General features: G+C 33.7%; 22 protein-coding genes. 14 read left to right on the top strand and 8 right to left on the bottom strand.

Annotated elements, in window-relative coordinates; genetic code table 11:
• Window positions 1-104 precede the first annotated feature (104 nt).
• Complete coding sequence (locus KQA_RS0205745) at window positions 105-1,082, bottom strand: endonuclease/exonuclease/phosphatase family protein (RefSeq protein WP_029209475.1); 978 nt, start codon at window positions 1,080-1,082, stop codon at window positions 105-107.
• Window positions 1,083-1,219: 137 nt separating this feature from the next.
• On the opposite strand from KQA_RS0205745, the gene hflX reads away from it, so the two are divergent.
• Genes hflX through KQA_RS0205760 form a run of 3 tightly spaced genes read left to right on the top strand, consistent with a single transcriptional unit; the run spans window position 1,220 to window position 3,909 of the window.
• Window positions 1,220-2,449, top strand: coding sequence for a GTPase HflX (gene hflX / locus KQA_RS0205750; RefSeq protein WP_010179002.1), 1,230 nt, complete (start codon window positions 1,220-1,222; stop codon window positions 2,447-2,449).
• 56 nt (window positions 2,450-2,505) lie between these two features.
• Window positions 2,506-3,114 (top strand): hypothetical protein, encoded by a 609-nt coding sequence (locus KQA_RS0205755; RefSeq protein WP_157366601.1) that lies wholly within the window; start codon window positions 2,506-2,508, stop codon window positions 3,112-3,114.
• Window positions 3,115-3,144: 30 nt separating this feature from the next.
• Window positions 3,145-3,909, top strand: coding sequence for an exodeoxyribonuclease III (locus KQA_RS0205760; RefSeq protein ID WP_010179004.1), 765 nt, complete (start codon window positions 3,145-3,147; stop codon window positions 3,907-3,909).
• Here the strand turns inward: KQA_RS0205760 and KQA_RS0205765 are convergent.
• Window positions 3,898-4,440 (bottom strand): DUF1697 domain-containing protein, encoded by a 543-nt coding sequence (locus KQA_RS0205765; protein WP_010179005.1) that lies wholly within the window; start codon window positions 4,438-4,440, stop codon window positions 3,898-3,900. The two genes, KQA_RS0205760 and KQA_RS0205765, sit on opposite strands and share 12 nt — an antisense overlap.
• A 34-nt stretch (window positions 4,441-4,474) precedes the next feature.
• Window positions 4,475-5,281, bottom strand: a complete 807-nt coding sequence (locus KQA_RS0205770; RefSeq protein ID WP_010179006.1) for a DsbA family protein — start codon at window positions 5,279-5,281, stop codon at window positions 4,475-4,477.
• Between the two features lie 222 nt (window positions 5,282-5,503).
• On the opposite strand from KQA_RS0205770, the gene KQA_RS0205775 reads away from it, so the two are divergent.
• The 11 genes from KQA_RS0205775 to KQA_RS0205825 all read left to right on the top strand — a co-directional run bounded on the left by KQA_RS0205775 (window position 5,504) and on the right by KQA_RS0205825 (window position 17,942).
• Window positions 5,504-6,538 carry an aldo/keto reductase gene (locus KQA_RS0205775; protein ID WP_010179007.1) on the top strand — a complete coding sequence of 345 codons (1,035 nt, stop codon included), beginning with the start codon at window positions 5,504-5,506 and terminating at the stop codon, window positions 6,536-6,538.
• A gap of 407 nt (window positions 6,539-6,945) precedes the next feature.
• The gene (locus KQA_RS0205780; RefSeq protein WP_010179008.1) at window positions 6,946-8,454 is read left to right on the top strand and encodes a T9SS type A sorting domain-containing protein; all 1,509 of its coding nucleotides are present in this window, start codon (window positions 6,946-6,948) and stop codon (window positions 8,452-8,454) included.
• Window positions 8,455-8,476: 22 nt separating this feature from the next.
• Window positions 8,477-10,861 carry a hypothetical protein gene (locus tag KQA_RS0205785; RefSeq protein WP_010179009.1) on the top strand — a complete coding sequence of 795 codons (2,385 nt, stop codon included), beginning with the start codon at window positions 8,477-8,479 and terminating at the stop codon, window positions 10,859-10,861.
• On the top strand, window positions 10,852-11,427 hold the full coding sequence (locus tag KQA_RS0205790) for a hypothetical protein (RefSeq protein WP_010179010.1): 576 nt from the start codon (window positions 10,852-10,854) through the stop codon (window positions 11,425-11,427). Before KQA_RS0205785 ends, KQA_RS0205790 begins: the two co-directional genes overlap by 10 nt.
• Window positions 11,428-11,599: 172 nt before the next feature.
• The gene (locus KQA_RS0205795; protein ID WP_010179011.1) at window positions 11,600-12,157 is read left to right on the top strand and encodes a hypothetical protein; all 558 of its coding nucleotides are present in this window, start codon (window positions 11,600-11,602) and stop codon (window positions 12,155-12,157) included.
• Window positions 12,158-12,770: 613 nt separating this feature from the next.
• Window positions 12,771-12,923, top strand: coding sequence for a hypothetical protein (locus tag KQA_RS20195; protein WP_157366602.1), 153 nt, complete (start codon window positions 12,771-12,773; stop codon window positions 12,921-12,923).
• Window positions 12,924-12,939: 16 nt separating this feature from the next.
• Window positions 12,940-13,335 (top strand): hypothetical protein, encoded by a 396-nt coding sequence (locus tag KQA_RS0205805; RefSeq protein WP_010179012.1) that lies wholly within the window; start codon window positions 12,940-12,942, stop codon window positions 13,333-13,335.
• A gap of 308 nt (window positions 13,336-13,643) precedes the next feature.
• The gene (locus tag KQA_RS0205810; RefSeq protein WP_010179013.1) at window positions 13,644-14,795 is read left to right on the top strand and encodes an aminotransferase class I/II-fold pyridoxal phosphate-dependent enzyme; all 1,152 of its coding nucleotides are present in this window, start codon (window positions 13,644-13,646) and stop codon (window positions 14,793-14,795) included.
• Between the two features lie 69 nt (window positions 14,796-14,864).
• Complete coding sequence (bioD, locus tag KQA_RS0205815) at window positions 14,865-15,485, top strand: dethiobiotin synthase (RefSeq protein ID WP_010179014.1); 621 nt, start codon at window positions 14,865-14,867, stop codon at window positions 15,483-15,485.
• Window positions 15,485-16,750, top strand: a complete 1,266-nt coding sequence (bioA, locus tag KQA_RS0205820; RefSeq protein ID WP_010179016.1) for an adenosylmethionine--8-amino-7-oxononanoate transaminase — start codon at window positions 15,485-15,487, stop codon at window positions 16,748-16,750. Before bioD ends, bioA begins: the two co-directional genes overlap by 1 nt.
• 28 nt (window positions 16,751-16,778) lie before the next feature.
• Window positions 16,779-17,942, top strand: coding sequence for a beta-ketoacyl synthase N-terminal-like domain-containing protein (locus KQA_RS0205825; RefSeq protein ID WP_010179017.1), 1,164 nt, complete (start codon window positions 16,779-16,781; stop codon window positions 17,940-17,942).
• A 35-nt stretch (window positions 17,943-17,977) separates the two neighbouring features.
• On the opposite strand, the gene KQA_RS0205830 is transcribed toward KQA_RS0205825, so the two are convergent.
• The 5 genes from KQA_RS0205830 to KQA_RS0205850 form a co-directional block, all read right to left on the bottom strand.
• The gene (locus KQA_RS0205830; RefSeq protein WP_010179019.1) at window positions 17,978-18,298 is read right to left on the bottom strand and encodes a hypothetical protein; all 321 of its coding nucleotides are present in this window, start codon (window positions 18,296-18,298) and stop codon (window positions 17,978-17,980) included.
• A gap of 413 nt (window positions 18,299-18,711) precedes the next feature.
• Window positions 18,712-19,032 (bottom strand): hypothetical protein, encoded by a 321-nt coding sequence (locus KQA_RS0205835; protein ID WP_010179021.1) that lies wholly within the window; start codon window positions 19,030-19,032, stop codon window positions 18,712-18,714.
• Window positions 19,033-19,361: 329 nt separating this feature from the next.
• Complete coding sequence (locus KQA_RS0205840) at window positions 19,362-19,706, bottom strand: L-rhamnose mutarotase (protein ID WP_010179023.1); 345 nt, start codon at window positions 19,704-19,706, stop codon at window positions 19,362-19,364.
• A gap of 12 nt (window positions 19,707-19,718) precedes the next feature.
• A complete protein-coding gene (gene fucP, locus KQA_RS0205845) occupies window positions 19,719-21,038 on the bottom strand; it encodes an L-fucose:H+ symporter permease (protein WP_010179024.1) in 1,320 nt (439 codons plus the stop codon).
• Between the two features lie 87 nt (window positions 21,039-21,125).
• Complete coding sequence (locus KQA_RS0205850; protein ID WP_010179027.1) at window positions 21,126-21,917, bottom strand: SDR family oxidoreductase; 792 nt, start codon at window positions 21,915-21,917, stop codon at window positions 21,126-21,128.
• Window positions 21,918-21,958: the final 41 nt, after the last annotated feature.

Consider the following 21,958-nt stretch of genomic DNA (forward strand, 5'->3'; position numbering starts at 1 on the left):
GCACTAAAACTTACAAAAAAAGCAATCGATCTCGATTGCTTTTTCCTTAATTATACTTCCTAAAATGTAAGCTTGCTTCAATGTTTATTTTATAGGACGTGTTCTTATTTATTCAATTTTAATTGAATAAATACAGGAAAATGGTCACTATATCCCCCTTTGTAACGTCGACCTACATAAGTACGAAATGGCGTGCCTTTGTAACGACCTCGATAAATTTTTAAAAAATCATCATCAAATATTTTGGCATTGGCAAAGGAGTGCTTCCCAGCTTCATACTTATGAAAACTATTGCTAAAAATGACTTGATCAAATAAATTCCATGCGCCTCTATAGGACAAACTTCCGCTTGAGCGGGTTAATAATTTTTCCATTGGGTTGTAAAAATCGGTTTGTACCAAGTGCTTTTTTACGCTATTATCAATAGGATCATCATTAAAATCACCCATTATGATAATCTTAGCTTCGTCACCTTCTTCGTCCTTAATTTTATCAATAATTTCTCGATTTCTTTCTGCAGCAGCAACACGCTTATATTCGGTTAGATCCGCACCATCTCTACGTGAGGGCCAATGATTAACTAATAGGTGAATTTTTTCTCCGTTAAGGAAACCACTCACCCATAAAATATCACGGGTATGATCCACCTCTCCTTCATAACCTTCTACGTAAAGTGACACCGCCTCTTTATGCGTAACTTCAAAATATTTTTTTTGATAGAGTAACGCCACATCAATACCCCGTTCATCTGGTGAATCAAAATGTACTATTCCATAGTCTTTATTTATTAAGTGCTTTGAATTTGTTAAATCCTGTACCACTTGTAAATTTTCAACCTCGGCCAATCCTATAATTGTGGGTGCTTTTCCTGTTTGCGCAAAGCCAATATTGGAAATAGCCGTCCCTGTTTTAAACACCTTCTTTTTGTAGCGTTTTGGGGTCCACTGTTTTTCGGATTCTGGCAAAAAGTCATCGTCTAATGTATTTAGATCATTTTTAGTATCAAATAAATTTTCGATATTATAAAAAGCCACCGTAAAAAAATCGGTATCTGTTTTGGTTTTATAGTTTTGGTATCTCATGTATAGTATATTGTTTGCTTTTCCAGAAATAGGTCGCAAACGTTGTATTAAAATATCAACAATTGAATTATAGGGGTGCAAAATACAAAAATACAAGACACTGCTTTGTTGTATCTTTGTACAATAATTAAAAGTGCATGTTAGAAAAAACTGAAATAGCTTACGAAAAAGCCATTTTAATTGGAATTGTTACACAAAATCAAAACGAAGATAAGCTAAAAGAATTTTTAGATGAATTGGAGTTTTTGACCTTTACTGCAGGCGGTGAGGTGGTAAAACGTTTTACCCAAAAAATGCAGATGCCTAATTCAAAAACCTTTATTGGATCGGGTAAAATGGAAGAAGTACAGGCTTATGTGGAACAGCACGATATTGGAACGGTGGTGTTTGATGATGAGCTTACCCCTTCGCAACAAAAAAATATTGAAAAAATTTTAAAAGCAAAAATTATTGATCGTACCAATTTGATCTTGGATATTTTTGCGCAGCGCGCCCAAACAAGTTATGCACGTACCCAAGTGGAACTGGCCCAATACCAGTATTTATTACCTCGATTGGCGGGTATGTGGACACACTTGGAGCGTCAAAAAGGAGGAATTGGAATGCGTGGTCCTGGAGAAACGGAAATTGAAACGGATAGACGTATTGTTCGTGATCGGATTTCCTTACTAAAAAACAAACTAAAAACCATTGACCGCCAAATGGCAACCCAACGTGGTAATCGTGGTAAATTGGTACGTGTAGCTTTAGTCGGATATACCAACGTGGGGAAATCGACATTAATGAATGTGATTTCAAAAAGTAAGGTGTTTGCCGAAAATAAACTTTTTGCAACCTTGGATACTACGGTACGTAAAGTAGTTATTGGTAATTTACCTTTTTTACTAAGTGATACCGTTGGATTTATTAGAAAACTACCCACACAACTTGTCGAAAGTTTTAAAAGTACTCTTGATGAGGTAAGAGAAGCCGATCTTTTACTACATGTGGTTGATATTTCGCATCCGCAGTTTGAAGATCACATTGAATCCGTAAACACGATTTTAAACGAAATTGATTGTAAAGACAAGCGTACTATTATGGTGTTTAATAAAATCGACGCCTACACGCACGAAACCATTGACGACGACGATTTAACTACCGAACCTACCAAGGCACACTACACTCTTGATGATTGGCAACAGACTTGGATGAGTAAAATTGGTGATAAAGCTTTGTTTATTTCGGCGGTGGAAAAGGAAAATATGGAGAGTTTCAGAAAACGTACCTATCAAGAGGTGAGAGATATTCATGTAACGCGATTCCCATACAATAACTTTTTATATCCAGAAGAATACGAAGAGTATTCCAATGGCGAAGAGAATTAGTTGTCAGTTTTGTGTGGTGAGTTGTCTGTTATTTGTTTAATTACCAAATACAAATTATGAAGAAAATAGTATTGATAACAATAACTATGTTTTTAATTATATCATGCAATAGTGATGATAAAGAAGCTAATGAAACCTTAGCTAATATAGATGTTGCTACTGGAATGTATTTAAGGGGAAGTAAGACAACTGAACCTATAAGGCTAGGAAATCCTAATAATTTTAGTTCAAAAATACTAATCTACCCAAATCCATTTCAAAGTGTAATTACTTTACAAAGTGGCACACCCACAGATTTATGGGTGGTTCCAGTAAGAGCAGAAAAAATAAATCAAACTATAGATTATACTTCAGTTTTAAACGCTAATTCGTTTACAGAAAATACTGTTGAAAATAAGGCTATTTTAAAATTAGACCTCCGAAAAGAAGAAAAAGAAACAGCTGAAGAGATTCCCACTAATGAGGAAAAAGAAAATCCATTTAGTGTAGCAGATTTTAATCCGAATGGTTTTACAAGTGAAAATGATTTGGATTTTTCAGAATTAAAATCTGGAAGCTTTTACAAAGTTTTTGTAAAAATAGAGGGTAAATTGTATTGGGATATTATTTATAAATCCGGTCAGGAAAATGATCTCAAAGTTTTTGAAGATTTATGGGGTATTTAGATATCTTTTAATTAATATTAAAATTTTACAATGAAAATCATATCATATAACGTAAACGGAATTCGCGCGGCCTTAAAAAAAGGCTTTATAGACTGGCTTACTAGTGCCGATCCCGACGTAATTTGTTTGCAAGAAATAAAAGCGCAGGAAGATCAATTGGATTTATCTATTTTTCATGATGCGGGCTACAAGTATTGCTACTGGTATAGTGCCCAAAAAAAAGGCTATAGCGGAGTAGCCATTTTATCCAAAACCGAACCCAATCATATCGAATACGGAACAGGTATTGAACATATGGATTTTGAAGGCCGTAATATTCGTGCTGACTTTGATGGTGTTTCGGTAATGAGTATGTACTTACCAAGTGGCACCAACAGCGCACGATTGGAGCATAAATTCAAGTATATGGATGATATTTTGGAGTACTTAACCGAATTACGAAAAAGCATTCCTAATTTAATAGTTTGTGGGGATTACAATATTTGCCATGAGCCTATTGATATTCATGACCCCGTACGTTTAAAAAAGGTATCTGGTTTTTTACCCGAAGAGCGCGAATGGTTAAGCAAATTTATAGCCAGTGGTTTTGTGGATACTTTTCGTGAATTTAACAACGAACCACATCAATACAGCTGGTGGAGTTACCGTGCCAATGCTAGAGGCAATAATAAAGGTTGGCGTATTGATTATAATATGGCTACCGAACCCTTACGGGAGAAGCTAACGCGTGCGGTAATTTTACCCGAAGCTAAGCATAGTGACCACTGCCCTATTGTGGTTGAACTAACAGCTTAGCTCAACAAGTTTTACTACCGTTTTCCAGTTTCGGGTGGTTGCTGAAACTTTCAATTTGGTTTCAAAAAAGGTATTACTCAACTTCGATTTATGGTATTTATCTTGACAACAAAGATAAACTACCTGATCCTTTAGTATGAATTGATCAGCCCCTGTGGGGTATGATGTTATTTTTACAAGGTGTTCCGAATTCGGAATACCTTGTAAAAATGTTACATGTAATTGATCGACACTCACAGTCTCCTCATTTAAAAAAGGATTTGCTTTTGCGGCCTGTTGCATATCATTGGCAATAATAACTACTACAGGAACCTCAAAACCATAGACTTTTAAAATGGCTTGCTCAATTTTGGAAGCTGTTTTGATAGTATCCAATGCAGCATTTGAATTAAAAATCACATTACCACTCTGTATATACGTCACTACATCGGTAAAACCTAAGTCTTCAAATAAGACTTTTAAGTCTTTCATGTGTACTTTTCGTTTTCCGCCTACATTGATTCCTCGTATTAATGCAATTCTTTTTTTCATATAATTAATTTCAATAGTTGTTACTCACATTTATTTAATTCAAATGATTATCCAAACGTTCTGCTAATTGCTTGTAATTGATATATCCATTGGACAACAACACTTTAGCATCTTCAGTTTCTAATACTAATGATGGCATGCCTCTAATGCCATTTTGCTTGTAATTTTGAAATTCCTTTTCTGCCATTTCTCTATAAATAGGATCACTCATGTATACCTTAAAAGCTTCGGCATTAAACCCAATTTTTGTGGCACAATTAGCAATACCATCAATATCAATGGTGTCCATTCCATCGGCATAAATAGCATCAAGCAATAGCTTCGCAAAAGCGACTTGACTTTCGGGTTGTTTATCTTTTACCACACAAAGTGCAATGGATCCCCAAGTGGAATCTAAAGTCATTTTGCCTTCGCTAAAAACGTCTTTTAAAAAGGCTTCACCAAATTTAGCTCCTGTTAATGCCTCGACACTCTTATAAGCTCCCGATTTAATATGGGGTGCCACATCATTTACATAACCTGCCCTATTTCCTAAAAATAAACCTCCGCTCACAACTTCAATGCTTAAATCATCTTTATAAGCTTCTTTAACTGCGGCAATCACAGGACTAAACCCAAAACACCACCCACAGAGAGCGTCATAATAATACACTAGTTTAGCTTTCTTTTTTTCAATCATAGTTATTTTGTTTGTTTTGTTCGGTATTGAAACTGTTGTAGTGCTGCAAACTCCTGTTTCAATATCACAGGCATAACTTTTATGATCAGATCCCACCTTCTGCGAAAGCATCCCCTGCATTAAAACCACTTGAATAACAACTGCTACAACTAATCGTTCCATTATTTTTTTAAACTAATTTACTAAAAAGCAGCACTTTATATTCCATTAGGATTCTTTTTTGATTTTTTTACGAATACATCAATAATTCCTTATTAAAATTCTCAATTTCAAAACAATAAACCATTTTAACCCCTGTAAGATTATTCAATTTAAAGCAATTGCTATGTTCTAATAAAAAAGTAACTTTCGGTTAGAAAAAATAATGCTATTAAATTTCGATAAATGAAGTACACAAACCTACCTGGAACAGAAATTAATGTTAGTAAACTATGTTTAGGAACCATGACATGGGGTATTCAAAACACGGAAGCCGAGGGACATGCACAAATGGATTTTGCTACCGAAAATGGCATCAATTTTTTTGATGCTGCCGAATTATATCCGACTCCTTTTGATATAAAAAAACAAGGAGATACCGAACGAATTATTGGGACTTGGTTAAAGAAGAATAACAATAGAGATAAAGTTGTGGTTGCAAGTAAAATTGTTGGACCTCGGGCTTTTGTTAAAGAGATTAGAAATACCATTGATTTTAGTAAAGCCTCGTTGGATGATGCCATTCATAAATCATTAACCCGATTACAAACCGATTATATTGATTTATACCAACTGCATTGGCCAGAACGGAATACCAATTTTTTTGGAATTTTAGACTATAAACATCAAGAGGACGAAGCTTGGTCGGATAACTTTAAAGAAGTGCTCCACAGATTAGAAGGCTATGTGAAACAAGGAAAAATAAGACATATTGGTGTATCTAACGAATCACCGTACGGACTGATGCGTTATGTGGAAGAAGCCCGAAATGGCGCTAAAAAAATAAGTACCGTACAAAACCCTTATAGTTTACTAAACCGTAAAGACGAAATTGGCTTAACCGAAGTGCTCCATCGAGAAAAAGTGGGTTATTTAGCCTATTCGCCACTCGGTTTTGGACAATTAACGGGTAAATATTTAGATGAAACTCCTGCTAATGGACGGGTGACCAAATACCCTCAATTTAGCCGCTACCATAACGAACAATCATTTGAGGCTACCCGTGCGTATCGAGAGGTAGCTCAAAAACATGGATTAAGTTTAACCGACATGTCCTTAGCCTTTATTAATCAGCAAAGCTTTGTAACCAGCAACATTATTGGGGCTACATCTGTTGCACAATTAAAGGAAAATATAGGCAGTATCGATTTGATCCTTTCGGAAGAAGTGCTAAAAGATATTAATGCAGTGCATAAAAAATATCCTAATCCTGCGCCATAAAAGTAATTAAACTAGAGATTAATATAGGAAGGGTGTTTTTTTGACACCCTTTTTTTGTGCATTTTTTTTAACTATGTTAAATGCCCTGCGTCTGCAACAAGAAAAAGATATTGGTTCGAGTAAAATTCTGCAAGAATTTTGTATCGAGAATCATCTTTTTCGTATCAAAACTCTATTTAAATACAAGCATTTTTACTACAAAAAAAATGTACCTACACTTGAATATTGACGTTTACCCTCAATTTCGGGACCACTTACCAAAAGGTTAGTTATAAGAAAAGGCCTGTTAAATAATTTACAATTAACTTATTTTTAGCATTATAATTTATTCTCTTTTTTTCTTGCCCGCCAAAATACTTAAGTATAGCTTTATTACAAGGTTATAGTAAAAACCAACTTAATTGACTATGAAAAAACAAATTAACACCTTCCTTTTGAGTGTTTCATTAGGAGTGCTAACAGTGCACACTCATGCCCAAACCGAAATTACTAACGACTGCTATTTGCAAGTAAATAGGGTAAAAGAACTACTTGTAGGTTCCGATACCGTTATAAAAAATGAAGCAGCCGCCATTAGTTTATTACAACAATGTGTAGTCCAAAACGATGCCCAAGCCCAGTATATTTTAGGATTGCTACACAAAAAAGGTATAGGTATGCCCGTAAATGAACATGAAGCCTTTAAATACATTGAGCTAGCCGCCAAGCAAGATTACCCTGAAGCAGTCTGCGAATTAGGCGTATTGTATAAGGATGGTATTGGGTGTACCCTAAATTTTGACACCGCCATAGCTTATTTTTCCAAAGCCGAAGCCTTGGGTTACAGTAAAGGATCCTATAGTATTGGTTACTTATATTTTAAGGGACTTGGGAGTATTGAACAAGATTATGCTAAAGCTATTGAATGGTTTGCCAAAAGTGATTACCCTATGGCACAACATTGGTTAGGGATTTGTAATTATTTTGGCTATGGTATGCCCGTAAATAAACAAAAAGCTATGGAATTGCTTTTAACTAATGAACACACTACTAATAGTGCAGTATTGGCTGAGCATTTAGAAACAAATGCTGACTTATTAGATTTAGGTATCCAAAAAGAAAACACCTTAAAAGCTACCGAATTTAGTACCTCAAAAATTAACGAAGTAGTAAGTACTACAGCTGAGCAAGGAGCAGAAGAAGCTATTGAAATTAGCAAAGCTACCTTAACTGGCGAATGGAAAGGAAAGTTAATAGAATTGGATTGGGCAGGTAAACGCATGAACCGTAGTTTTCCTATAACACTTAATTTAACTAAAAACAAACAAACACAAGATTTAGATTACAGCGTAGCTGTAAACAATACAACAAGCACGAGCTATGGAATTTTTTTAGACGACAATTTTTATTTCGATGACTTTAGCATGGCTTTGCCAAGGTTGTATCAAGATGATGCAGTAAAATATACATTAGACTACAATGTACTCTCCATAAACACGATTGAAATTAAAGAGATCAATAATATCCGTTATTTAGTAGCTAATGTAGATACTCAAGTAACAGATTGGAATGAGCCAGGTCCGCCGATGTTGGTCGTATTAGGAAACACCAAAGCCTTAACCGATAATGGGCAAGAAATTGACCAGGATGTTATTGAAGCCTTAGCGCAATTGCAAGATGTTAGTTTTATCACCCTGTATCCCAATCCATTTAAAAACGATTTATTAATTCAGTACGATTTAGCCCAGGATAGTGTAACCAGTGTGGAACTCTACAGTTTTGCAGGGGAGTTTACCAAAACTATTGTGGCAAACCAAACCCAAACCGCAGGGAACCATTTATACCACGTAAATGGCAGTGCATACCCTAAAGGGCTTTATGTAGTACGTGTAACAGCAAACAACAGTATACACACCAAATTAATTATCAAAGAATAACCAACTGAATTACATATATAAAATGAAAAAACTATTAAAATATACATTAACCTTCCTATGTGTAATAGGAGGTTACTTAAACATAAATGCCCAGTATAATGAAAGTGGCGGTGGTTTTATTTCAATTCCTACTACTAGGCCTAATGGACCTGTAAATAAGCCGAAAGCTGATGAAGAAAAAGGAAATTTTAAAGTTGTTTTTAAGCCATCTTTAAAAGTATATCATAATAAAGCTAGGTTACCAGATTTCCCTAGTGATAATGTAGGCTACAATAGTTCAACATGTGAACTCCCTCCATGTAATGATGGACCAAACAATCCTTTCATACCTCCAAGAGGATTTCCTGGAGGCCCAATACCAGCAGACCCAAATCGACCATCTGATCGCGAATTTGATAATCCATTCAATCAACCATCAAATGATCCATTCAATCCAAATTATGACCCAAATTATAATCCCCAAGAAATTTCCAGTAAAGACTTGTTAGAAGCATGGGAAGATCTTTTTCCCAAAGATTGGAGTTTTAATAATGTTTTTAAAAAAAATATTCAAAGATTAAGATCTGAGGGAAATGAAAGAATAACAGATTGGATGAATATAAATTCCCCCACTTTTAACAAGAAAAAATATGAATCTTTCGGAGAAGCTTTTTCAGATTTCAGCTTATTCAGGTCTGGTCTAATTTTAGCACAACTAGAAAGAGACGCTATTTACAAATGTACTCAAAATATAGATAAATTCAGAGAAGATTTTTTCAAAGCAAGTGATAGGATGAGTGTTATAAACAAAAATAGTACTGAATACAAAAATTTAATTAAAAGAAAAAACAGTTTATACTTAAATATCCTTAATGAATATAAAGCTATAGATGGTATAAATAAAGGTTATAACAAAGCTGAATGGTTAAGTAGACTTGCAAAAGAACAAGGAGATCATTTTTTTAGAAAATCCAGTAAAAAAATAATAAATAGTACCGATGATAATGCAAAAGCTACTTTGTACAGAATTAAAGATGCAACAGCAGTAGGTCCAAGAGATTATTTTTTTAATAGTACTACTGATAAAAGAGATGATATAGCCAATGATGCTAAAAAATTTAGTGATATTATAACCGAAACAGATAATGTTGATTATGGTTTACTTAAATTAGAAACTGATCAAAGAGGTAATACCGATTTACGCTCTTGGTTAGATAACAATAAAAAAGCAGTTGTTGACTATTTTGAAATTAATAATAATTCAAAGGGAGCATCACATTGTATGCGTTATTTGTTTAAAACATGGTCTAATAAAGAAGATTTTGTAACCCCAACCGAATTTTATAAATCTGTATCCAAGGCAGGTTTCCAGACAAGCTCAAAACCTAATTTAGCATTAAGTGCTAAGCCTTCGCAACAAGCAATTGATATTGGATATTTAGGTTTTAGCAATGTATTGCATGCTTTTTTTGATGGCCGAAATGATGCATTTGCCAACCAATTTAAAGGCTACATTATAAATGATATGTTTAAGGTAAATGGGTTACCCTCAAGCATTCAATTTGAATTTTTAGGGGCAACTTTTGATTTTGGTATTACAAATGGCCGTACTAATGATGTTGTTTTTGTAGGTGATAACGGAAGGACATTACTAAACAATGGATTTAATACTACCGAGGTGATTAAGGAAATTGGGAAGGGGAATGATTTTGGGTCACTATCTACTAGTGATGATAAATTTACAAAATTTGCTTTGGAAGAATTAAAAAGTGGATCGGAAGTTGATTTTCCTAACCAAATAATAATTGAAAAATCTATAATAGAAGAAAGACCTGATATATTGTGTGTGTATAATAAATTGAAAACAACTAACGGTGGTTTGTTTAGGAGAACATTTAATATTTTTAGTAAAAGTGGAGAGTATAATTTAGTTTTAAGAATGAAACATAACAACAGAGCTGCTGTTGCTGTTACAGATGCAAAATCAATAGATGAAAATGGTTCAGTTTTTATAAATTTTGACCCTTTAAGGTCTTCAGGTATAAGTAATATTGAAATTGCAGCTACAATATTACATGAAGGAATACATGCTGAGTTATTTAGATTAGTACATGCAAACGAACCTAATGTAAAAATAGAAGAAAGAGAAAGAATATTAGAATTGGCTTATATTTATAGAAATTCAAATGATTTAAAGCACGAGAGCCAACATATCCATATGACAGAAATATATGTTAAGCCAATTGCTCAAGCATTAAGAAATTTGCAAGGAAATAGATTTAGTGTTGATCATTATATGCACTTGGCATGGGAAGGATTGCTTCCATACTCTTCATCTAAGATTAGACCAAGTAAAGAACAATTAACCGAATGGGCAGAAAAAAGAAGTATTATTGAAAACTCAAAAAATGACTTAAAATGCGATTAAGAATTTATTTAAATATATTATTATGTTTTTTTTCTATTTCTTGTAATTCTCAAAATGAATATACAGAAACTGATAGCTCAAAGGTGTATTTGAAAATATTAAATGAATTACCCCATTTACCACCTCCATCACCCGAAATAATGATGAATAAAAAGTTATTAAAAAAATATACAGATTCATTATCTAAGAAGAAATTGAATGTAGGTTTGTTGACTAAGACAAGGGTACTGAATGATACAATTAAACTAGACAATCATCAACTTTTATTATCTCTTTTAAATAAAAAAAATCAATCAATGGATATAAATTTTAATTATATCAAGTCTTCTTCGGTGAATAATATTAAAGCTTTTGATGAATTTGATATTAACATTTATAAGAACAATCCTAATTTAGATTGGTTTATTAGCTTTTCTAATGTTGCTTTTGATAAAAAACAAAACAAAGCACTTTTAGCAGTTTATTCTTCAGTCGATAAATTATCTGGATCGTCTAAATTATTTGTGTTGAAAAAGAAAAAAGAAAAGTGGATTATAATCGAAACAATTTTGTTAAATATTTCTTAAAACATTCTAGTAGCAAAATACCAGATAGGCTGATTTGCAATCAGTACCTATGCTGGTAAAAAGTTATATGAAACCGAAGTTCGAAAGAGCTTCGGTTTATTTATAAAATAGTTAGGAAAAAGATATACTGATGATAATGTATACATTTTATTGATAAAACAACTACCCTAAAATGCGACAATTAATTTTAATAATAACTATTTTAGTTTTTATTAATTGTAAAAAAAACAATCAAATAGATGATTCTATTGAAATATATAGTTTAATAGTTTCAGAACTAGGAAGTGTGACTAAGCTAAAACCTACAATTGATAACCTAGAGTATAACTCAAAATTAGATTCTTTGAATAAAGAAAGAGATTCAAATTGGCGAATAGGTGTTTTTAGTGAAAAAGTAAAAATTGAAAATGAAAAGTATAAGCACTTAATTCCTAAAAAATATGAGTTTTTGTTAAAAGCATCTAAAATAGATTCAGGTAGGATTCCTTTTGAGAAAATTAAAATTAAAAAGGGCCAATTGATTTTAGTTGAAGAAGGTAAAATTGATTTTGATAACTTAGATATTTTTTTAATTTTTTCTGATTTAATCTTTAACAAGAAAAAGACTAAAGCTGTAATTCAATGTTCAAAAAGAAGAGGAAAGTTAAATGGGGGGAGTTATTATTGTTTACTAAAAAAATCAGATAATGAATGGATGATTGATAGGGTAATTGTGTTGAATATAAGTTAAATAAAACTGAGGTTCCAATAGCATTTATTTGTAATCAATGCCTATGCAGGTATAAAACGTTATATAACACCGAAGCTCTTTTAGAGCTTCGGTGTTATTATTACTGTAAAAAATAGGGTCACAAGCGAAACGCTCGCGCCAGCATAGGGCTGTAAATACTATAATTTCGCATTAAGAAAAAAATATTGGTTCGAATGAAATTCTGCAAGAATTTTGTATCGAGAATCATCTTTTTCATATCAAAATTGCCTTTCTCAACATCGATGTTTATATTGAAAATTACTTGATAAACAATAAGTCCCCAGCTGGTCCTCGTATTCGCTAGCGCTTCGTCTGTGACGAGTGCCAACAACGAGAATAACACACAACCACTTCTATTAAATTAGGAGTGGTTTTTATTATTATAAAAACAACCCCAGCTCCCCTAGCAGAAGATAATTAAGGCTACTGCTAGACTTTGGCTAGTAGCAACAAAGTATAACAATAAAACATTATTAAACGCGACCTACAGTTTATAATTAACTGTTAATGACAATAACTATTAAGCCCATAAAAAGTAGCTAAAGTTTTGTGCGCGAATCAAATGTGTGTATTTTCGCACAAAATTTAAAATATGAAACGATTTTTACTAGTTTTATTAAACCTTACTTTGTTGGTAGGTTGTACAGATGATGATTCTAAATGTGGTGCTAATGAACAAGAATTAGAATTTCCAGATGGAACAACCACGTGTATTCCAATGCTAAACACAAATCCTTTTCCTTAAAATTTAGTCCTTGTAAATGAAAAAAGACATTGAAATTCCTGTAGTCAAAAATGTATACGTAGCTGTGGTTAAAGAATGGAATACCGAATACGAAATGCATGACTGGAATGCCTATATTATAAATGACAATGAAGCGCAAATTGATGCTGTAATGGTCGTATCACAAGGTTATAGTACCGATAAAAAAACCTCGAAATTTAGGCATATGTTGGGTACGGTAGCGCCTAAATCAGCTTCTAAAATTGAATTTATACAAGATAAAGTGATTTCGTTTACTAATGAGTTTAGTGTTACCTATTTTTTAGATAATAAGCTATTCGATAAAAAATTTGTGTTCAGAAAAAATACGATAAACGATAACGCACTACAAGATATTCCAAATATGGAAATAAAAGGGGTTTTGGTTAAATGAGGTACTATGAATAGAAAGTCCCATAGTTTCCGTTATAACTGAAAGTCACTATCTTTTTTAAGCATCCGTTTTTGCTATTTGCCATTAGTACTTTTATAAATATATAAAAAGCCAAGAGCTAACTACCAATAACTTTTGTATATGTTTAGAAACTAAAAGCGAAATGCACTAAATCACATAGTTTTAACTACTCATGAGACCAATAAACGGTATAACTTAGTATACATGCAAGCAAGTATTACAAGGTATTATATATAAAACCCATAGACCACAATGTGGTTTTAAAATAGATTTTCTATTTTAGAAATATGAAAAAGCTACCCCAGAATTTACAATTAAAGCTTGAAACGCGTGAAAAATCGAGTGCTTTACGTGTATTACCAAAGGAATCTGATCGTATCGATTTTCAGTCCAATGACTATTTAGGTTTTGCTCAAAACCCCAAAATCCAACGTTTAGCACGTAAACTGGTTAAAGAACATACTGCGGTAAAAAATGGCGCTACGGGTTCGCGCCTACTATCGGGGAATCATAATTTGTACCCTGTAGTCGAGGAACAAATTGCTGCTTTTCACCAGACACCTAAAGCTTTGCTATACAATTCGGGCTACAATGCAAACATTGGCTTTTTTTCATGCATCCCTCAACGTGGTGATGTGGTGTTTTATGACGAGCTTATACATGCCTCCATTCGGGATGGTTTACTAATGAATTATGCTAAAAATTACAGCTTTAAGCATAACAACCTAGAGGATTTACAGGAAAAAATAGCGCGTGTACAACAAGAAAAAGTGAGAAATATTTTTGTGGTAACCGAGTCTGTATTTTCAATGGATGGGGACTCTCCCGACCTTGTTGCTTTTGCCGATTTTTGTACACAAACCAATAGTTACCTTATAGTGGATGAAGCTCATGCCCTAGGGGTTTTTGGCATACGTGGTCGGGGTTTGGTTGATGAATTAGGAATCCAAGACCAAGTATTTGCTCAAATTGTTACTTTTGGAAAAGCCTTAGGTTGCCATGGAGCTGCTATTTTATGCAGTGAGGATGTCTACGACTATTTGGTTAATTTTTCGAGGAGTTTGATATATACTACGGGACTTCCGCCAGAGGCTATAGCTACTATTGGCGCGGCGTATTACACCTTAGAAAACCCTAAAAAAGATACTGCAAGAAAAGATTTGCTTAAAAATATACTGCATTTTAATGCCGAAAAAAAACGATTATCCTTAGATCAATTTTCGACTAAAAGTAACTCGGCTATACATTGTTGCATTGTTCCAGGTAATGAAAAAGTAAAAAGTGTTGCTGTAATTTTAAAATCTTATGGCTATGAAGTTAAACCAATTTTATCCCCCACGGTTCCCGAAGGAAAAGAACGACTGCGTTTTTGCCTACATAGCACCAATACGTTTCAAGAAATCACCGAAGCTTTGGAGGTGGTGATTAACTGTATCTAAATTTTTACACAAAACTAAATTCCTTTTTTACAGACTGCCGTACATTTGCTTTTAAAACAAGTATAAAAAATGCAGCGTTATTTTATTACAGGTATTGGTACCGAAGTTGGTAAAACTGTTGTTTCCGCTATAGTCACCGAAGCTTTAAAAGCCGACTATTGGAAACCTATCCAGGCAGGTGATCTTGATTTTTCGGATACACACAAAGTACAGCAATGGATTAACAATAAGGAGACTAAATTTCATAAAAATAGTTACGCGTTACAAACTCCAATGAGTCCACATGCTGCTGCAGAAATTGATCACATTCAAATTTCAGCGAAAGCGATACAAACACCAAAAACAACTAACAATTTAGTAGTTGAAGGTGCCGGAGGACTTTTAGTACCCATAAATGATACCGAAACCATTCTTGATTTAATTTTACCCACCGATAAAGTGATTCTAGTATCTCGGCATTATTTAGGTAGTATTAATCATAGTTTGCTTAGCGCAGAAGTGTTAAAAGCAAAAGGCATCACTAATGTCGGTATTATTTTTAATGGAAATGAGCATAAAACTACCGAAGCTATTATTTTAAAAAAAACAGGTTTTCCCTTTTTAGGAAGAATTAATGAGGAAGCCACTATTAATGCCGAAATAGTTTCGAAGTATGCCAATCAATTACAACAACGTTTAGCCGAATTATAATGAGTTTACAAGAAAGAGACAAAGCCCATATTTGGCATCCGTTAACCCAACACAAAACACATCCCGATGTGTTGCCTATTCATAAAGCTAAAGGGGCTTTGCTGTATGACGAAAACGAAAACACGTACATTGATGGCATAGCCTCTTGGTACACCTGTATTTATGGTCATTGTCATCCATATATTATTGAAAAAGTGTATGCGCAAATGCAGCAACTGGATCAAATTGTATTTAGTGGATTTACCCACCAACCCGCGGTAGAATTATCCGAAAAACTCATCCGCATTTTACCCCAGAATCAACAAAAGGTCTTTTTTTCCGATAATGGCTCGACCACTACCGAAATTGGAATTAAAATGGCCTTGCAATACCATTACAACAAAGGAAACAGTCGCAATACCATTTTGGCCTTTGAAGAAGGTTTTCATGGAGATACCTTTGGGGCCATGTCTGCATCGGATCTTTCGGTATACAATGGGCCGTTTGAAGAGCATTTTATAAATGTAGTACGTATCCCCGTACCAACAATGGATACTATTGATGCTGTTTTAGAGCAATTAAAGCAACTGATCACCACACATCAAATTGCTGGTTTTATTTATGAACCTTTGGTACAAGGAGCAGCAGGTATGAAAATGTATCCTGCCGAAGCAATACATCCGATTCTTGAACTATGCAAGTCTAATGAGATTATCTGTATTGCCGATGAGGTCATGACAGGTTTTGGTAAAACAGGCCCTCATTTTGCTTCCGAATCAATAGCAACTAAACCCGATATAATGTGCTTATCAAAAGCATTAACTGCCGGAATGATGCCTATGGGAGTAACTACATGTACTCAAAAAATATACGATGCCTTTTATAGCAATGATATGGGAAAAGGACTTTTCCATGCGCATACCTATACGGCAAATCCATTAGCTTGTGCTTCGGCCTCTGCGGGTATTGATTTGTTAGTTTCCGATGAGATTCAACAATCTAAAAAGCGTATAGCACAAGCACATATTGAATTTGTAAATAGGCTTGAAAAGCATTCAAAAGTAACTAATGTGCGTACTTTGGGGGTTATCGTTGCTTTTGAGCTTGATATTAAAATGGAACGTTATGGCAAACTACGCGACCAATTGTTTGAACATTTTAAAAACCAAGGAGTGTATTTAAGACCCTTAGGAAGCACCATTTACATACTTCCACCCTATGTTACTACTACCGATCAATTAAACAAAATTTACCAGTCTATAGATAGTCTTTTAAATAGTTTATAACTTTACAGACTTAATTAATACTATTTTTTTGAATTCACCTATCTCCATAACTGGATTTGCATCAATTTCTCCTTTGGGTGCTACCCCTAAAGAAATTTGGAATACTTACTTACAGTTTGACAAACACTGTATTAGCTTGCACCCTTTTTCTGAAGAAGCTACCGCAATAGCGGCGCTTCAAACTAAAGAAAACATACTTTTACAGGAAGTTAAAGAAAGTGTAAGCCATTATGCAAATGTAGATCGTTCCGTATTAATGGGTCTTTTTGCGGCACGAAAAGCTATGGAAAATGCTGGTTGGAAAAAAGGAAGTCATTTTGGGATTAATATTGGAAGTTCTCGCGGGGCTACTCAATTATTTGAAACCTATCATAAGGAGTTTATTGAAACCCAAAAAACAAGTACCTTAAGTTCCCCCACCACCACTTTAGGAAATATTTCATCGTGGATTGCTAATGATCTGGAAACCCAAGGGCCAGAGATTAGCCACTCTATCACCTGTTCCACGGCATTACATTCTGTGCTAAATGGGGTGGCATGGTTAACTTCTGGCTTGACCGATAAATTTATGGTTGGAGGTAGTGAAGCGCCTTTGACTCCTTTTACTGTAGCTCAAATGAAGGCCTTAAAAATTTATGCTCAGGATACCTCAGCAGAATTTCCTTGTAAAGCATTAGACCTAGATAAAAAGAGGAACCAAATGTTTTTAGGCGAAGGCGCTGCAGTTTTTTGCTTAGAAAAAGGAATACTGCCCAATGCAAATGCAATGATTAGTGGTATTGGTTATGCTACGGAACCTTTAACGCATAATATTTCAATATCTACCAATGCAGATTGTTTTCAAAAATCGATAAAAATGGCATTAGGTGACACTAGTTTAACCGATATAGATGCTATTGTTATGCATGCACCAGGTACTATTAAAGGAGATAGTTCGGAATACAATGCGATAACGCATGTATTTGGAAAACAGCTTCCTTTTTTAACTACTAATAAATGGAAAATTGGACATAGCTTTGGAGCTAGTGGTGCACTGAGTATGGAACTCGCTATTTTGATGCTCACACACCAAAAAGCGATTCCTGTACCTTTTATAAAGAATGATCAGTATCCTAAAAAACTGAAAACAATTCTTGTAAATGCTGTTGGTTTTGGGGGAAATGCTGTTACTATTAAAATGGAATTACCTTAACTAATAGTATATACTTATTATACGATACAATAAAATTAATCACTGTATGAATAATTAAACTTAAGCGATTCAGTTACCGAACAATTATCAGTAGTTTGTGCGGCTACTTGAACTGTATTTTCTCCTTCGTTAAAATTACTTTTGTAACAAGAAAAAAGCACCGTATTTGCTTCTGTTTTTTTAATTATTTTTTTGCCATTTACAGTAATTTCGTATTGATAATTACTGTTTTCGGGTTGTTTCCATTGAAAAATATAAAATGTAGCTCCAGATTCTACTTTACGAATCGCTAATTCTTTTTTTAATTTTGGAAACCTAAACCCTCGAACTCTCGTTCTAATTTTTAAATTTCTCATAGTTTGTTTTTTAAACTTTTAACTAAAGTCTCCTTATTATATAAACGAAACTAGCGCTAAAAGGTTGCTTCAAAACGAACTATTCCTACAAAAAAAACCTGCCAAAGCAGAAAGAATCTTTTCGTGGACAACCCCAAACACTTTAAAGTAAAAACATGATGCTCAAATAAATAACAAACCCGGTTTATGAACTTGAAATAAACCGATTCACTTGATACTATAGAATATAATAGTCAAATCTAGAATTTAATATAGATTTTGCAACGTAGAAAAGTGACTTAAAGAAGTATTCAATTTTGTAATTGAATGTAAAAAAATAAAGTCCAAACAAAACCTCAACATTGTTATTGTTGCTATTCTGCTTGAACCTTATATAAATTAATGGAAGTAACACTCCCTATAGCCACATAAAATTAGTCCACAAAGGAGTAATTAAACTTAACTTCATCCATTATTCTTTCGCTATGATCATTAAGCACTTTAACTGAAAATGTGTTTTCGCCTTCATTAAAATCACTCTTGTAACAAGAAAAAAGTACTAAAGAAGCTTCGCTCTTTTTTCTTATTTTTTTTCCATTTATACTTACTTCGTATTCATTAGCCACCTTATTAGGTTTTTTCCACTGAAATATGTCAAATGTTGACCCTACTGCAACTTTTTTTAAACTTAAGCGCTGATTTTTTTTGGTTAATGATTGAACTGTTTTTTTTGTTTTTAGTAATAATTCCTCCATGGTAATAATTTATTTTGATTAAAGTTTAACTATTTAAAAGAGGGGGTAATGCATCTAAAATATTTTACTTCAATACATTATAAGCGCAAAATATAATCTTAATACAGATTATTTCTAGTAATTTACTTTTTTAACACACTGAAATCGACGATAAGCATAATTTATATGTTAAGAGGTATTTTAATTTAAAATTTATAGGACTAAAATTAAAAAAAGCCCACTGAATGGGCTTTGTTTATAATAATCTTCTTTGTGTTTTTTTATTAAGTTATTGTTTAGATTCGTTTTACGAAGTAATATTATTGATAAATGGGTAGTCTTATCTTTATTTATACCAATTGAAACACTTTATCCATTTCAATCCATTTCTCACCATTTTTGGCCCAAGGTAAACCTTGTTGGTATTTCCACATTAATTGCTCCCATTCTTGCACTTTTGGATTATTGGCATCCATGGATGCCTTTTTATTAGGATCAAAAGTTTCATCACATTCCATAATCATAAACATACGATTTCCCGAAAGGTAAATTTGCATATCCACTATTCCAGCGTCCTTAATACTGGCTGTAATTTCGGGCCATGCATTTCCTGGAGCATGATATTCCTTATATTCTGCAATTAATTTAGGGTCGTCCTTTAAATCGCAAGTAAGACAGTATCTTTTTGTTTTCATAGTATAAACTAATTATTGATTATCAACTTTTGAAGCATAAAGCCCATAAAGAGCTACTACCGAAATACAAATTAAAGGCATTATGAATGAAAACTTCACTTCGGGCACACCCATAATTAACGTATCGGCAAGATTTGAACCACCCACATCAATAATTAACCCTTGTATGGGCGGAAAAATAGCCCCACCAACTATAGCCATTACTAAAAAAGCAGAACCGACCTTAGCTTCATCCCCCATGTCTTTTAATGCAATTCCATAAATGGTTGGGAACATAATTGACATAAATAAAGAAATACATACTAATGAAATTAACCCAGGCATGCCTGGCAATACAATAGCTCCTACACAACAAACCATGGCCAACACAGCAAATAGTGTAAGTAATTTTGGTGCTTTTAATTTACTTAGCAATGCCGTTCCTAAAAAGCGTCCACCCAAAAAGATTCCCATAGCTATTATATTCATATAAGTGGCATTTAAATCTGTCCCAGCCGATTCGTTCATGTATTGAACGTACTGATATATGGCAGTCCAACACATAATTTGAGCGCCAACATAAAACATTTGGGCTAATACTCCTGGAAAAAATGCTTTTTTAGAAAAAACCCTTTTTAAAGATTCCTTAAATGTTAGGGCTTCAAATTTTTGCACTGTCGGTATTTTTGTAAAAGCGATAATGGCAAGAATAATCAATACCACTACACCAATACCTAAATATGGGTAACTTATAATACTTAAATCTTCGGTTTTAATTGCTGCTTTTGTTGCAGTGTCCAAAGCGGCATAAGTTTCATCATTATAATCTGCCGATTTAATTTGGCTAAGTACAACAAATTGCGCAATCATCATTCCCGAAATAGAACCTATTGGATTAAATGACTGTGCCAAATTTAAACGTTGTGTAGCTGTTTCTGGAGCACCTAAAGACAATACCAAAGGATTTGAAGTGGTTTCCAAAAGCGCCAATCCACATGTAATCACGTAAAGGGAAATCAAAAAGAAGGCATATTCTTCAAATAAAGCTGCTGGATAAAATAAAAATGCTCCCAATGCATATAACGATAGCCCTAGTAAAATACCTGATTTATAACTGAATTTTTTTATAAATAAAGCCGCAGGTATCGCCATACAACCATAGCCAAAATAAAAGGCAAATTGAACTAAATAAGCTTGAAACCAACTCAACTCAGGCATTACTTTTTTAAATGCAGTAACCATTGGGTTGGTGACATCATTAGCAAAACCCCATAATGCGAATAAAGAAGTGATGATAATAAAAGGAAACAATAACTCTTTACTCACAAGAGGAGTCTTTTTGGTATTCTCCATAATAATTTGGTTTAATTTTTTAACGAAAACGTTTTCTAGTTATTCTAAAAAAATCCTTCCTCATATAAGAAAAAGGATTTTAAAATTTTACTCGGTAAGCAATGAACGATCCAAATGAACATAACCCCCATCCACAGTAATAAATTGACCTGTGGTATGTGATGATTTTTCTGAAATAGTGAACAAACACTGATCGGCTATTTCCTGTGGGGTAGTCATACGATTTTCTAAAGGAATCTTTTTTACTATAGACTGTAATTTCTCATCACCATTCTCCAGAGTTTTTATCCAAGTTTCATAGGCTGGAGTCCAACTTTCTGCTATAATAATGGCATTAGATCGTATTCCAAACTTTATCAAATCCACAGCCCATTCACGAGTTAATCCCAACACTCCTCCTTTTGATGCTGCATAACCCGAAGTACCTCCTTGACCAGTAAGGGCTACTTTTGACCCAATATTTAAAATATTCCCTTTTGCCTTTTTAAGCATAGGCAAGCAATATTTTGCCATGGCAAAAAAGCTAACCATATTTAATTTTAAGGAGTACATAAAATCATCTACAGAAGCATCCAAACCAGCACCATCATTAACACCTACATTATTAATTAAGGCATCTATATGTCCATATTTTTTTTTAATTAGTGTCGCCGCAGCTTCTATTTGAGTATGATCGGAAAGATCTGTTTTTACAAATAAAGCGTCGATCCCCTTATCCTTTAATTCTTTTTCATAGCCAAAACCACGATCATTTCTACATACAATCACAGGGATAGCACCTTCATTTGCTAATGCTTGCACAATAGTTTCACCAATACTACCCTTAAGTCCTGCCGCTCCGGTAACTACGACTATTTTATCTTTTAATTTTAAATCCATGTAAGCTTTAAACTATAGGTCTTGGCAAGTAAGCATTAACC

This window comes from Aquimarina agarilytica ZC1 (assembly GCF_000255455.1).
Lineage (GTDB): Bacteria > Bacteroidota > Bacteroidia > Flavobacteriales > Flavobacteriaceae > Aquimarina > Aquimarina agarilytica.

Excerpts from the sequence above, each read along its gene's own strand:
- KQA_RS0205810 (WP_010179013.1), top strand. The coding sequence starts at position 13,644 with ATGAAAAAGCTACCCCAGAATTTACAATTAAAGCTTGAAACGCGTGAA.
- KQA_RS0205775 (WP_010179007.1), top strand. The coding sequence starts at position 5,504 with ATGAAGTACACAAACCTACCTGGAACAGAAATTAATGTTAGTAAACTA.
- KQA_RS0205785 (WP_010179009.1), top strand. The coding sequence starts at position 8,477 with ATGAAAAAACTATTAAAATATACATTAACCTTCCTATGTGTAATAGGA.
- KQA_RS0205760 (WP_010179004.1), top strand. The coding sequence starts at position 3,145 with ATGAAAATCATATCATATAACGTAAACGGAATTCGCGCGGCCTTAAAA.
- KQA_RS0205745 (WP_029209475.1), bottom strand. The coding sequence starts at position 1,082 with ATGAGATACCAAAACTATAAAACCAAAACAGATACCGATTTTTTTACG.
- KQA_RS0205805 (WP_010179012.1), top strand. The coding sequence starts at position 12,940 with ATGAAAAAAGACATTGAAATTCCTGTAGTCAAAAATGTATACGTAGCT.
- hflX (WP_010179002.1), top strand. The coding sequence starts at position 1,220 with ATGTTAGAAAAAACTGAAATAGCTTACGAAAAAGCCATTTTAATTGGA.
- bioA (WP_010179016.1), top strand. The coding sequence starts at position 15,485 with ATGAGTTTACAAGAAAGAGACAAAGCCCATATTTGGCATCCGTTAACC.
- KQA_RS0205835 (WP_010179021.1), bottom strand. The coding sequence starts at position 19,032 with ATGGAGGAATTATTACTAAAAACAAAAAAAACAGTTCAATCATTAACC.
- KQA_RS0205840 (WP_010179023.1), bottom strand. The coding sequence starts at position 19,706 with ATGAAAACAAAAAGATACTGTCTTACTTGCGATTTAAAGGACGACCCT.
- KQA_RS0205830 (WP_010179019.1), bottom strand. The coding sequence starts at position 18,298 with ATGAGAAATTTAAAAATTAGAACGAGAGTTCGAGGGTTTAGGTTTCCA.
- KQA_RS0205790 (WP_010179010.1), top strand. The coding sequence starts at position 10,852 with ATGCGATTAAGAATTTATTTAAATATATTATTATGTTTTTTTTCTATT.
- KQA_RS0205795 (WP_010179011.1), top strand. The coding sequence starts at position 11,600 with ATGCGACAATTAATTTTAATAATAACTATTTTAGTTTTTATTAATTGT.
- KQA_RS0205780 (WP_010179008.1), top strand. The coding sequence starts at position 6,946 with ATGAAAAAACAAATTAACACCTTCCTTTTGAGTGTTTCATTAGGAGTG.
- fucP (WP_010179024.1), bottom strand. The coding sequence starts at position 21,038 with ATGGAGAATACCAAAAAGACTCCTCTTGTGAGTAAAGAGTTATTGTTT.
- KQA_RS0205770 (WP_010179006.1), bottom strand. The coding sequence starts at position 5,281 with ATGGAACGATTAGTTGTAGCAGTTGTTATTCAAGTGGTTTTAATGCAG.
- KQA_RS20195 (WP_157366602.1), top strand. The coding sequence starts at position 12,771 with ATGAAACGATTTTTACTAGTTTTATTAAACCTTACTTTGTTGGTAGGT.
- KQA_RS0205850 (WP_010179027.1), bottom strand. The coding sequence starts at position 21,917 with ATGGATTTAAAATTAAAAGATAAAATAGTCGTAGTTACCGGAGCGGCA.
- KQA_RS0205755 (WP_157366601.1), top strand. The coding sequence starts at position 2,506 with ATGAAGAAAATAGTATTGATAACAATAACTATGTTTTTAATTATATCA.
- KQA_RS0205765 (WP_010179005.1), bottom strand. The coding sequence starts at position 4,440 with ATGAAAAAAAGAATTGCATTAATACGAGGAATCAATGTAGGCGGAAAA.
- bioD (WP_010179014.1), top strand. The coding sequence starts at position 14,865 with ATGCAGCGTTATTTTATTACAGGTATTGGTACCGAAGTTGGTAAAACT.